The organism is Pedococcus aerophilus, assembly GCF_039532215.1.
GTDB classification, from domain to species: Bacteria; Actinomycetota; Actinomycetes; order Actinomycetales; family Dermatophilaceae; genus Pedococcus; species Pedococcus aerophilus.
Window position 1 is genome coordinate 321,771 of record NZ_BAAARN010000005.1, and the last position, 12,606, is coordinate 334,376.

Consider the following 12,606-nt stretch of genomic DNA (forward strand, 5'->3'; position numbering starts at 1 on the left):
ACTCTCTTCAGGACTCGAGGGCGGCATACCCCGGCTTGACGACGTCCTCGATGATCGCGAGCCGCTCGTCGAACGGCAGGAACGCCGACTTCATCGCGTTGATCGTGACCCAGCGCAGGTCCTCGATCGTCCAGCCGGCCTCGGTGACGAGCAGCCCCATCTCGCGGGACATCGACGTGCCGCTCATGAGGCGGTTGTCGGTGTTGACCGTGACCCGGAAGCGCAGCCGCTTGAGCAGCGAGATCGGGTGCAGCGCAATGGATTCCGCGGCACCGGTCTGGATGTTGCTGCTCGGGCACATCTCCAGCGGGATGCGGGTGTCGCGCACGTAGGCCGCGAGCAGACCGAGGTAGATGTCCTCGCGGTCGGCGTCGAGCGCCTTCCCGGGGTTGTCCGCGAACGGCTTGTCGTTGACGAGGATGTCGTCCACGATGCGCACGCCGTGGCCGAGCCGGTCGGCGCCGCACCACTGGATCGCCTCCCAGATGCTGGGCAGGCCGAACGCCTCGCCGGCGTGGATCGTGAAGTGCGCGTTCTCGCGACGCAGGTACTCGAAGGCGTCGAGGTGACGGGTGGGCGGGAAGCCCGCCTCGGCCCCGGCGATGTCGAAGCCGGCGACACCCTGGTCGCGGTAGCGGACCGCCAGCTCGGCGATCTCGGTGCTCTTGGCCGCGTGCCGCATCGCGGTGAGGAGCGCCGTGACGCGGATCGGCGTACCGGCGGCCGCTGCCTCCTTCTCCCCCTCGCGGAAGCCGGCGTTGACGGCCTCGACGACCTCCTCGAGCGACAGGCCCGCGGACAGGTGCTGCTCCGGGGCGTACCGGCTCTCGGCGTAGACCACGCCGTCGGCGGCGAGGTCGAGGACGCACTCCCGGGCCACGCGGCGCAGCCCGTCGGCGGTCTGCATCACGGCCAGCGTGTGGTCGAACGTCTCGAGGTACCGCACCAGCGAACCCGAGTCCGCGCTCTCGCGGAACCACGCACCGAGGCTCTCGGCGTCGGTCGCCGGCAGCGCGTCATACCCGACCTGCTCGGCGATCTCGATGATCGTCTGCGGCCGGAGCCCACCGTCGAGGTGGTCGTGCAGCAGCGCCTTGGGCGCACGCAGCACGAGGTCATCGACCGAGCCGGGCTCGGGTGCGGCGGCGGACGTCGCGTCGTTCTTGTCCTTGCGGCCGAAGATCATTCGCCCTCCTCCTCACGGCCGACGGTCTCGGGAGAGAACGCTGGCAGGCAGACGGCGACGTACTCCGCGCCGTCCTCGCCGGTGGAGTAGCGGATCCGCTCCCCCGCCCTGGTGATGACGCTCTGGCCGGCCTCGACGCGCAGCTGACCACCGTCGTGGTCGAGCAGGACCGCACCGGCGAGGACGAGGGTGATCTCGTCGAACTGCGGCGTCTGGAACGGCTCGCTCCAGTCGGCCGGTGCCTTCATGTGGGCGACGGAGACGGCGTCGGTGCCGGTGGTGACGCGACCGACGTGCTCGTCGATGACCTTGCCGCCGGGGACGGGGATGGTCGTGGGGGTGCTGATGAGCTGGGGCACGGTGGGGTCCTAGGAGATCTTCTCGATGACGAGCGGGAGCAGGTCGGGGCGGCTGCCCCCGGGGGCGATGGTGAACGAACCCTCCAACGACTCCAGCGCGCGCTCGAAGCGCTCGGGGGTGTCGGTATGGAGCGTGAGCAGCTTCTCGCCCGCGCGGACGGTGGCGCCCGGCTTGGCGTGCATCTCGACCCCGGCACCGGCCTGGACGGGGTCCTCCTTGCGAGCACGGCCGGCACCGAGGCGCCAGGCCGCGACGCCGACCTTGAGGGCGTCGAGCTCGGTGAGGACACCGTCGGCGGGGGCGAGGACCTCGTGGGTCTCCTTGGCGACCGGCAGCGTGGCGTCGGGGTCGCCCCCCTGCGCGCGGATCATGGCCTTCCAGGCGTCCATCGCGCGGCCGTCCTCGAGCGCGTCGGCGGGGTCGACGTCAGCGCGACCAGCGGCGGCGAGCATCTCGCGGGCCAGCGCCAGGGTCAGCTCGACGACGTCCGCGGGTCCGCCGCCGGCCAGCACCTCGACCGACTCGCGGACCTCGAGGGCGTTGCCGGCCGTGAGGCCGAGCGGCACCTGCATGTTGGTGAGCATCGCGACCGTCTTCACCCCGGCGTCGGTGCCGAGGTCGACCATCGTGCGGGCGAGCTCACGGGCGTCGTCGACGTTCTTCATGAACGCGCCGCTGCCGACCTTGACGTCCAGGACCAGCGCGCCCGTGCCCTCGGCGATCTTCTTGCTCATGATCGAGGAGGCGATGAGCGGGATCGCCTCGACGGTGCCGGTGACGTCGCGCAGGGCGTAGAGCTTCTTGTCGGCCGGGGCCAGGCCGTCGCCGGCCGCGCAGATGACGGCGCCGACGTCCTCGAGCTGCTGCATCATCTGCTCGTTGCTCATGCCGGCCCGCCAGCCGGGGATCGCCTCGAGCTTGTCGAGGGTGCCACCGGTGTGGCCGAGGCCGCGGCCCGAGAGCTGCGGGACGGCGACACCGCAGGCGGCCACCAGCGGGGCGAGCGGCAGGGTGATCTTGTCGCCGACCCCGCCGGTCGAGTGCTTGTCGGCGGTGGGGCGCGACAGGGACGAGAAGTCCATCCGCTCACCGCTGTTGATCATGGCGTTCGTCCAGCGGGAGATCTCGCGACGGTTCATGCCGTTGAGCAGGATCGCCATCGCCAGGCTGGACATCTGCTCGTCGGCGACCGCGCCCCGGGTGTACGCGTCGATCACCCAGTCGATCTGGCCGTCGGACAGCTCGCCCCGGCCCCGCTTGGTGATGATGACGTCGACGGCATCGAAGCTCTCGCTCATGGCCTCATCGTGTCAGATCCCATCGGCGCTCCGACACGGGGCAGCCGTCGCCCGATCGTGCGCGAATCGCCCCCGTCCGCGACGGCGGAGGGCGATTCGTGCAGGATCCGGCCGAAAGCACTCACCCCCGCCCGGGGAAGTGGATCCGCCACTCGTCGCTTCTGATCCGGGCAGGCATGCCGCACGCCCTCATCGCCGCGACCACCCGGTCGAGGGTCTCCCTCGGCCGACCGTTGACGCCCCGGGACAGCACGACGACGAGCCGCCAGCCGTCCTGGTCGAGGCCCTCCCGTCGCTCGACGTCCCGCTGCCACTGCCTGGTGCTCTCGGCGTGCTGACGCCCGTCGTACTCGATCGCGAGCCGGTGCTCGGGATACGACAGGTCGAAACGCCGCAACCACCGCCCGTCGTCGGTGTACTCGATGTGGTTGACGACCGGTTCGGGCAGCCCGGCCAGCACGAGCAGCATGCGCAACCGGGACTCCATCGGCGAGTCCACCCCACGTCTCACGAGCCCGGCAGCCCGCCGCGCGATCGCAGCGTGCCTGCCTCGGTGCCCTTTCGCCTGAGCTGACCATGGGGCAGGCGCAGGTGGATGCGGTGGTCCGGTGGCACCACGCCGCCGAGGAGGACTGCGGCGGTGGACCCTGCTGCGACCGTCCCAGCAGGTGCCAGACGCAGGGCAGCCAGCGTCCGCACCCGTACGTCGACGGTCACGCCGGCTCGGACGTAGACCCCGTGCAGCACCCGCTGCACCAGCGGCCCGCGCAGCGCCTTGTCGGTCAGACCCTCCGCACGGGCCTCGGTGCGGAGGAAGACGAACGGCAGACGCTCCATACCGACAGCGTGTCCGACCACATCGGAAGCGGTCCGGGGTTGTCCACAGGGTCTGTTCGCGCCCGATCGTGCGCGAATCGCCCCTCACCGCGCGGGCGAGGGGCGATTCGCGACAGATCCGGCGCGACTTGCCGAGGCGGTCGGCCAGTCAAGCGGGCGGCAGGCGTCAGGCGGGTGGGGCGGCGATCGAGAGGTTGTCGGGGCCGAACGCCTGGGGCAGCAGCTCGCTCATCGGCAGCACGCCCTCGGGGGTGAGCAGCAGGCAGGTGGGCCCGCCGTTCTCCCACAGCAGCTGGCGGCAGCGGCCGCACGGCATGAGCGGCTCGCCGTCGCGCCCGACGCAGGACACCGCGACGAGGCGGCCTCCACCGGTCGCGTGCAGGTGCGACACGAGGCCGCACTCCGCGCACAGGGCCACGCCGTACGCCGCGTTCTCGACGTTGCAGCCCCACACGAGGCGGCCGTCGTCGACGATCCCCGCGACCCCCACGGGGAAGCGGGAGTAGGGCGCATAGGCCCGGCCCATGATCTCGACCGCCTTGGCCCGCAGGGCCTCCCAGTCGACCTCGGGGGTATGGCGCGCAGCCGGCTCCGCGCCATACCCCTCCTGCCCTTGGTTGGCGTCGTGGGCAGGGCTGGACTCGGGGGCCACTAGTGCCCCTCGCCCTTGCGGTAGATCTGCCCGTCGGCCGCTGGCATGCGTAGCCGTTGGGAGGCGAACGCGAGCACGAGCAACGTGGTGACGTAGGGGGTCGTGCCGGTGAGCTCGGCAGGGACGGCGTCGGCGGCGAGGTACCACCAGCCGACGAGGACACCCACGACGATCGCGAGGACACCCTGCACGGTGCGGTGATTGCGCACGATCTGCCAGATGCCGACGGCGATGAGCAGCACCGCGAAGAGCAGGAGGAAGGCGTGCACGGTGGCGCCACCACGCAGCTGGACGGCATCGGTGTAGCCGAACAGCGCGGCACCCGTGAGCAGGCCGCCCGGGCGCCAGTTGCCGAAGATCATCGCCGCGAGGCCGATGTAGCCGCGGCCACCGGTCTGGCCGTCGCGGTAGATGCTGGCCGCGACGAGAGCGAGGAACCCGCCACCGAGGCCGGCGAGGCCACCGGAGATCAGGACGGCGAGGAACTTGTAGCGCAGCACGTTGACGCCCAGGGACTCCGCGGCGACGGGCGACTCGCCCACCGAGCGCAGTCGCAGGCCGAACGCCGAGCGCCACAGGATCCACCAGGTCGCCACGAACAGCAGGATCGCGATGATCGTGAGCACCGAGAGGTTGGTGCAGACCGCCCGCAGGACGGCGGCGAGGTCGCTGACGAAGAACCAGTGCTTCTTCTCGAGGTCGCCGAGCGCCGGGGACACGCCCGGGAGCGTGAACGACGGCAGCTCCTTGACCTGCGGCGACTGCGTGGGACCACCGCCGGGCAGGCCGGTGAAGAACCGGGCGGCGAGGTACTTGGCGACGCCGAGGCCGATGATGTTGATGGCGACACCGGAGACGATGTGGTCGACCCCGAAGGTCACCGTGGCGACGGCGTGGATGAGCCCACCGATCATGCCCATGGCGATGGCGCCGAGCACACCCGCCCACGGCCCCATGTGGTAGCCGAAGAACCCGGCTCCCCAGGTGCCGAGGATCATCATGCCCTCGAGGCCGATGTTGACCACACCCGCGCGCTCGGACCACAGGCCACCGAGACCGGCGAGGCCGATCGGGACGGCCAGGCCGATGGCGGCGGCCAGCGCGCCGGAGGAGGCGATGTCGTTGGCGCCGGTGGCGACGCGCAGGATCGCGATGACGGCCAGGACGCCGATGGCGATGACCGCCCACTCGCGAGGTCCGTAGCGGCGCTTGTGCTTGGGTCGTCCGGTCACGGTCGTCGTGCCGACCTCGAGTCCGGCGGCGCTCATGCCGGTGCTCCTTCCTTGGAGGCGGACGCAGGCTGCGAGGCGGCCAGCTCCTTGGCGACGCGGGTCTGCTCGAGCCGCTTGTCGGTCCGCCGGATCAGCTCGTAGGCGATGACGACGGCGAAGAGGATCACGCCCTGGATGATGTTGACGAGCTCCTGGGCGACGTCGGCCTGGATCTGCAGCGCGTTGGACTGCACGTCGAGGAACGCCCAGAGCAGGGAGGCGAACGCGATCCCCACGGCGTTGTTGCGGCCGAGCAGGGCGATCGCGATGCCGGCGAACCCGAGCCCGGACTGGAACGTCGTGCCGTAGTTGTGGTCCTGGCCGAACAGCAGCGGCATGCCGATGAGCCCGGCCAGCGCGCCGGAGGCGATCATCGCGGTCATCACCATGCGCGGGACCTTGACTCCGCTGGCCACCGCAGCGCTCTCGGAGCGACCGGTGGCACGCAGGTCGAACCCGAACCGCGTCTTGCCCAGGACGAACCAGTAGAGGAACCCGACGAGCACGGCGAGCAGCAGCAGGGTGTAGACGCGGTTGGTGGCGCCCGGGATGAGCTGGAAGCCCTCGAGCTGCGAGGACTCGGGGATCGTCTTGGTCTCGATCCGGTTGCTGCCCTCGGCCCGGTCCGAGGCCTTGAGCAGCAGCCAGCTGACGATGCCCGTGGCGATGGCGTTCAGCATGATCGTGGAGATCACCTCGGAGACACCGCGCTTGACCTTGAGGTATGCCGCGATGCTGGCCCACAGCCCGCCGGCCACCATCGCGACGATGATGCTGACGAGGATGTTCAGCGGCCCGGGGAGCCACGCCTGACCGGCGAAGACGGCGGCCGCGAAGGCTGCGACGCGGTACTGGCCGTCGACGCCGATGTTGAACAGGTTCATCCGGAAGCCCACCGCGACCGCGATGGCCGACAGGTAGAAGACGGCGGCGGCGTTGATGATGTTGACGCTCTGGCGCGGCTTCGGCACGGCCAGGATGGTCTTCCAGACCTCCCAGACCGGGTCGCCGACCGCGACCAGCACGAGCGAGGTGACGACGAACGCCACAACGAGCGCCAGGACCGGGGCGGCCGCGCTCATCAGGATCCGGCGCGGGTTGAGGGCCTTCATCGGGTCTGCTCCTTCTCGCCGGCACCGGTCATGGCGGCGCCGAGGTCCTCGGCGGTCACCTCGTCCGGGTCGAAGTCGCCGGACAGCTTGCCGCGCAGGATCACGCGGATGGTGTCGGACAGCCCGATCAGCTCCTCGAGGTCCGCGGAGATGAGGAGCACCGCGAGCCCTTCGCGCCGGGCGGCACGGATGTGGTCCCAGATGCTCGACTGCGCCCCGACGTCGACGCCGCGGGTGGGGTGGGCGGCGATGAGCACCTTGGGGTGGTGGCTCATCTCGCGACCGATGATGAGCTTCTGCTGGTTGCCACCGGACAACGAGCCGGCGGTGACGAAGATCGACGGGGTGCGCACGTCGTACTCGGTGACAATGCGCTGGGTGTCGGCCTTGGCGGCCGCAGCGTCGATGAGCTGGCCCTTGACGTTGGGCGACTCGGTCTGGTGCCCGAGGATGCGGTTCTCCCACAGCGGCGCCTCGAGCAGCAGGGCATGGCGGTGGCGGTCCTCGGGGATGTAGCCGACGCCGGCCTCGCGGATCTCGCGGACGCCCCAGTCGGAGATGTCCGTCGACTCGAGGCGGACGGTGCCCGAGGTGGGCTCGCGCATCCCCATGATGACCTCGACGAGCTCGGCCTGGCCGTTGCCCTCGACGCCGGCGATGCCGAGGACCTCACCCGCGTGGATGGCGAGCGAGATGTCGTCGAGCAGGGGGCGCCCGGAGCCGCCACCGAGGACCAGGTTGTCGACCGAGAGCAGGACCCGGTCGGTGACGGTCGACTCCTCCGTCGTCGGCGACGGCAGCTCCGAGCCGACCATGAGCTCGGCCAGCTGACGGGCGTTCACGGTCTTCGGGTCCACCGTGTCGATCGTCGTGCCGCGCCGGATCACCGTGATCGAGTCGGCGACCTTGAGCACCTCGTCGAGCTTGTGGGAGATGAACAGGACCGTCAGGCCCTCGTCCTTGAGCTCGGCGAGCTGGTCGAACAGCTCGTCGACCTCCTGCGGCACGAGGACGGCGGTCGGCTCGTCGAGGATGAGCGTCTTGGCCCCGCGGAACAGGACCTTGAGGATCTCGATGCGCTGGCGGGCCCCGACGCCGAGGTCGCTGACCAGGGCATCCGGGTCCACGTCGAGCTTGTAGGCGTCGGAGATCCGCTGGATCTCCGCGCGCGCCTTGTCGCCGATCCCGTGCAGCTTCTCCGCACCGAGGACGACGTTCTCGAGCACGGTGAGGTTGTCGGCGAGCATGAAGTGCTGGAAGACCATGCCGATGCCGGCGGCGATCGCGTCGGACGGCGAGTGAAGGTCGACCGCCGTGCCGTTGACCTTGATGGTCCCCTCGTCGGGGCGCTGCACGCCGTACAGGATCTTCATCAGCGTGGACTTGCCCGCGCCGTTCTCCCCCACGATCGCGTGGACGGTGCCGCGCCGGACGGAGAAGGTCACGTCCTTGTTGGCCACGACGCCGGGGAAACGCTTGGTGATGCCCTCGAGCTCGACGGCTGGGGCGCCTGCGTCGGCGGTGGGCTGAGTCAGGGGTGGGGAGGCAGTGATGGCGACACTCCTGGTCCGGGCCCGCAGCGGTGCAGGCGATGTGGTGCGTGTTTCGGGGTGTCCGGGTCGCGGACGCGGTGATCGGGTCGATGGTGTGCGGGACAAGCACACGGCCCGGGTCAGACGCTACCGCGCCGCCCGGGCCGTGTGGACCACCAAAGGGATCAGGGGGTGACGGGCACCGTGATCTTGCCGTCGATGATCTGCTGCTTGTAGTCGTCCAGCTTGGACTTGATGTCGTCGACCTGGCCACCGGTCGTGGAGTAGTCGACACCGCCGGACTTGAGGTCGTAGACGTTGTTGCCCGTCTTCTCCTGGCCGTCGGCCGCGGCCTTGATGAAGTCGAACACCGCGACGTCGACCTTCTTGATCATCGAGGTCATGATGACGGAGCGGACGTCCGCCGGGGCGGTCAGCGCCTGGTCGGAGTCGACACCGATCGCGAGGCCACCTGCGGCCTTCGCGGCGGTGAAGACGCCACCACCGGAGCCACCGGCTGCGTGGTAGACCACGTCGGCGCCGGCCTGGAACATGCCCTCGGCCGCGGTCTTGCCCTTGGCCGGGTCACCGAAGCCGCTGAAGTCCGGCGGCTGGGTGAGGTACTGGCTGTCGACCTTGATGCTGGGGTTCACGGCCTTGGCGCCCGCGATGTAGCCCGCCTCGAACTTCTTGATGAGGGGCGTGTTGACACCGCCGACGAAGCCGATGTGCTTGGCCTTCGACTTCAGCGCGGCCGCCGCGCCGACGAGGAACGAGCCCTCGTTCTCGGCGAAGGTGATCTGGTCGACGTTGTCGCCCTTGGAGTCGTCCGAGGCGTCGTCGACGATGGCGAAGTTCACGTCGGGGTTCGCCTTCGCGGCCTTGCCGACCGACTGGGCGTAGGCGAAGCCCACCGCGACGACGTGCGTGTAGCCGGCGTCGACGAGCTGCTGCAGGCGCTCCTCGCGAGCGGCCTCGTTCTCACCGTTGACGGCTGCGGCTTCCTTGATCTCCACGCCGAGGTCGGCCTTGGCCTTGTCGAGGCCGGCTGCTGCGGCGTCGTTGAACGACTGGTCGCCACGGCCACCCACGTCGTAGGCCATACCGACCTTGATGTCGCTCTTGGCGGCCGAGCTCGAGCCCGATCCGCTGGCGGCCGGCTCGTCGGTGCCCGAGTCACCGCACGCGGCCAGCGTCAGTGCTGCCACCGACATGACCGCTGCAACCTTCATCGTGTGACGCAAGGCTGTCTCCTGTTCCTAGGTATGCATGAGGCGCGCTGGTGCGCCACTAGGGCGTGAGGATAGCCGTAAGAACTGCGGCCTCCGACAGCCTTCTGGCGCAGTTCTTGCAAACCGTTACCGATCCGCGACTGTCCGTTCCGCGCTGCTCTTGACCACACCGGCCACAACTGCACCAGCCAGCAGGCGAGCGCCCCGGACGACCGAGGTCTCGTCGACGACGAGGTCTCCCTGGTGCAGGTCGTAGGTCGTCCCGCCGGGGGTGCGCGTCCCCAGCCGTGCCATCGCCCCGGGCACCTCCCGCAGGTACCACGCGAAGTCCTCGCCGCCCAGGGACTGGGGCGTCCCGACGGGGACGATCCCCATCCCCTCGGCGGCCCGGCGCAGCACCTCGATCGCCTCGGGGTCGTTGACCACGGGGGGCACGCCCTGGACGTGCTCGAGCACCGCCGTGACGGCATACGGGGCCACGATGTGCTCGAGGGCCTCGGCGAGGAGCGGTCCGACGGTGGTCCACGCGGTGGCGTCGAGCATGCGCAGGGTGCCCGCGACGAGGCCGCTGGAGGGGATGACGTTGGCGGCCTGGCCGGCGTGCAGCTCGCCCCAGACCAGCGCGAACGCCGTCCGCGGGTCGAGGCGCCGCGACAGCACGGCCGGCATCTCCGTGACGACCTTGGCCAGCGCGAACGTGAGGTCCTCGGTGAGGTGCGGGCGGGAGGTGTGGCCGCCGCGACCGCTGAGGTGCACCACGACGCGGTCGGCGGCGGCGGTGATGGCCCCGTCGCGCAGGCCGACGCTGCCCACGTCGAGGCTGGGGTCGCAGTGGACGGCGAAGATGGCGTCGACGCCGTCGAGGGCGCCCTCGGCGATGAGGTCGACCGCCCCGCCGGGGATGACCTCCTCGGCGGGCTGGAACAGCAGGCGCACACCGATGCCCCGCTCGCGCAGCTGGCCTTCGTGCTCCTTGAGCGCGAGGCCGGCGCCGAGCACGGCAGCGACGTGGACGTCGTGGCCGCAGGCGTGGCAGATGCCCTCGGTGGTCGAGGACCAGGCCACGCCGGTCCGCTCCCCCACCGGCAGGGCGTCGAGGTCGGCGCGCAGGGCCACGCGGTACGCGGGCTGCTCGGCGCCGAGATCGGCCACCAGCCCCGTCACCGGGAGCATCCGGGTGGCCACCCCGGCGGCGCGGAGGATCTCCTCGACCTTGGCCGTGGTGCGCACCTCCCCGCGGGACAGCTCGGGGTAGGCGTGGACGTCGCGCTGGAGGGCCAGGAGCGCGGGTGCCAGGGCGTCGATGGCGGTGCCGAGGTCGGTCAGCAGGTGGTTGTCGCTCATGTCCCGGCGCACTCTACTCGCGGCGAGCGGCGCCGCCCGGCGGGTCGGCAGGTGACGTGGCGCGGCCCGTTCCCGAGGTCTTTGAGGGATCCGACGGACCAGGACACGTCGGATCCCTCAAAGACCCGGGTATGGCGCGGGGGCGCCGGGTATCGCGCGGAGACTTCGGGGGTGCCGGGCGCTCAGAAGGTCTCGCGCGGGACGTACAGGCCCCAGACGTCGCGCAGGGCGTGGCTGACCTCGCCGCCGGTCGCGCGCAGCCGCAGCGCCTCCTTCATCGGGTAGAGCAGGTTGTCGGTGCCGCGCGCGGCCTCGCGCACCGCCTCGAGCGCTCGCTCGACGGCCTCGTTGTCGCGCTCGGCCCGCAGGGCGGCGAGCCGCTCGCGCTGGTCGTGCTCGATCTGCGGGTCGACGCGCAGTGGCTCGTAGGGCTCCTCCTCGTCGAGGGCGAAGCGGTTGAGCCCGACGACCGTGCGCTCCTTGTTGTCGATCTCGAGGGCGATCCGGTAGGCGGAGCGCTCGATCTCTGACTTCTGGAAGCCCTGCTCGATCGCCGCGACCGCGCCACCGCGGTCCTCGACGGCCTGGATCAGCTCGAGGGCAGCAGCCTCGACGTCGTCGGTCATGGACTCCACGACGTACGAACCGGCAAACGGGTCAACGGTCTTCGTCACATCGGTCTCGTAGGCGATGACCTGCTGGGTGCGCAGGGCGAGGCGGGCGGCCTTCTTGGTCGGCAGCGCGATGGCCTCGTCGAAGGAGTTGGTGTGCAACGACTGCGTGCCACCGAGGACGGCGCCCAGGCCCTGGAGCGCGACCCGAACGAGGTTGACCTCGGGCTGCTGGGCGGTGAGCTGGACACCCGCGGTCTGGGTGTGGAACCGCAGCATCAGGCTCTTGGGGTTCGTCGCCCCGAACTCCTCACGCATGATCCGCGCCCAGATCCGTCGCGCCGCACGGAACTTCGCGACCTCCTCCAGCAGCGTGGTCCGGGCGACGAAGAAGAACGACAACCGCGGGGCGAACTCGTCGACGTCCAGGCCGGCAGCGATCGCAGCGCGCACGTACTCCTTGGCGTTGGCCAGGGTGAACGCGATCTCCTGCGCAGGCGTCGCCCCGGCCTCGGCCATGTGGTACCCGCTGATGGAGATGGTGTTCCAGCGCGGCATCTCCTTGGCGCAGTAGGCGAAGATGTCGCTGATGAGGCGCAGCGACTCCTTGGGCGGGTAGATGTAGGTGCCGCGCGCGATGTACTCCTTGAGCACGTCGTTCTGGATCGTCCCGGCGAGCTTGGCGCTCTCGGCGCCGTTCTCCTCGGCGACGAGCTGGTACATCAGCAACAGCGTCGAGGCCGGCGCGTTGATCGTCATCGACGTCGACAGCTCACCGAGCGGCAGCCCGCCGAACAGCGTGCGCATGTCGTCGATGGAGTCGATGGCCACCCCGACCTTGCCCACCTCGCCGCTGGCGATCGCCTCGTCGGAGTCGTACCCCATCTGCGTCGGCAGGTCGAAGGCGACGGACAGCCCGCCGGTGCCGTTCGCGACGAGCTCGTGGTACCGCTCGTTGCTCTCCTTCGCCGTGCCGAACCCGGCGTACTGCCGCATCGTCCACGGCCGCCCCGTGTACATGTTCGGGTACACCCCGCGGGTGTACGGGTACTGCCCCGGCTCGCCCAGCTGCTCCGTGGGATCGAACCCCGCGAGGTCCTCCGCGCCGTACACGGCCTTGATCGGGAGGTCGGACTCGGAACGGGCTTCGGGGACGTCGGCGGCCATGCTG

12 protein-coding genes are annotated in these 12,606 nt (G+C 70.4%); all 12 read right to left on the reverse strand.

What is annotated here, in order from left to right; translation table 11 throughout:
* Window positions 1-7: 7 nt before the first annotated feature.
* On the reverse strand, window positions 8-1,186 hold the full coding sequence (locus ABD286_RS18075) for an adenosine deaminase (protein WP_344196068.1): 1,179 nt from the start codon (window positions 1,184-1,186) through the stop codon (window positions 8-10).
* Window positions 1,183-1,545 (reverse strand): cupin domain-containing protein, encoded by a 363-nt coding sequence (locus ABD286_RS18080; RefSeq protein WP_344196070.1) that lies wholly within the window; start codon window positions 1,543-1,545, stop codon window positions 1,183-1,185. Before ABD286_RS18080 ends, ABD286_RS18075 begins: the two co-directional genes overlap by 4 nt.
* 9 nt (window positions 1,546-1,554) lie before the next feature.
* Entirely contained in the window at window positions 1,555-2,844 is a 1,290-nt protein-coding gene (locus ABD286_RS18085) for a thymidine phosphorylase (RefSeq protein ID WP_344196072.1), read from the reverse strand.
* Window positions 2,845-2,965: 121 nt separating this feature from the next.
* Window positions 2,966-3,331: a DUF559 domain-containing protein gene (locus ABD286_RS18090; RefSeq protein WP_344196074.1), complete on the reverse strand. Its 366-nt coding sequence runs from the start codon at window positions 3,329-3,331 to the stop codon at window positions 2,966-2,968.
* 20 nt (window positions 3,332-3,351) lie between these two features.
* Window positions 3,352-3,681 (reverse strand): hypothetical protein, encoded by a 330-nt coding sequence (locus tag ABD286_RS18095; RefSeq protein WP_344196076.1) that lies wholly within the window; start codon window positions 3,679-3,681, stop codon window positions 3,352-3,354.
* A 166-nt stretch (window positions 3,682-3,847) separates the two neighbouring features.
* Window positions 3,848-4,333, reverse strand: a complete 486-nt coding sequence (locus tag ABD286_RS18100) for a cytidine deaminase (protein WP_344196078.1) — start codon at window positions 4,331-4,333, stop codon at window positions 3,848-3,850.
* On the reverse strand, window positions 4,333-5,601 hold the full coding sequence (locus ABD286_RS18105; protein ID WP_344196080.1) for an ABC transporter permease: 1,269 nt from the start codon (window positions 5,599-5,601) through the stop codon (window positions 4,333-4,335). Before ABD286_RS18105 ends, ABD286_RS18100 begins: the two co-directional genes overlap by 1 nt.
* Window positions 5,598-6,716, reverse strand: coding sequence for an ABC transporter permease (locus ABD286_RS18110; protein WP_344196082.1), 1,119 nt, complete (start codon window positions 6,714-6,716; stop codon window positions 5,598-5,600). The genes ABD286_RS18105 and ABD286_RS18110 overlap by 4 nt, the downstream gene beginning before the upstream one ends.
* Window positions 6,713-8,176: an ABC transporter ATP-binding protein gene (locus ABD286_RS18115; protein ID WP_344196084.1), complete on the reverse strand. Its 1,464-nt coding sequence runs from the start codon at window positions 8,174-8,176 to the stop codon at window positions 6,713-6,715. Before ABD286_RS18115 ends, ABD286_RS18110 begins: the two co-directional genes overlap by 4 nt.
* Window positions 8,177-8,433: 257 nt before the next feature.
* Window positions 8,434-9,480, reverse strand: coding sequence for a BMP family lipoprotein (locus tag ABD286_RS18120; protein ID WP_344196086.1), 1,047 nt, complete (start codon window positions 9,478-9,480; stop codon window positions 8,434-8,436).
* A gap of 126 nt (window positions 9,481-9,606) precedes the next feature.
* Complete coding sequence (locus ABD286_RS18125; protein ID WP_344196088.1) at window positions 9,607-10,824, reverse strand: amidohydrolase; 1,218 nt, start codon at window positions 10,822-10,824, stop codon at window positions 9,607-9,609.
* Window positions 10,825-11,006: 182 nt separating this feature from the next.
* A complete protein-coding gene (locus ABD286_RS18130; RefSeq protein ID WP_344196090.1) occupies window positions 11,007-12,602 on the reverse strand; it encodes an acyl-CoA mutase large subunit family protein in 1,596 nt (531 codons plus the stop codon).
* Window positions 12,603-12,606 lie beyond the last annotated feature (4 nt).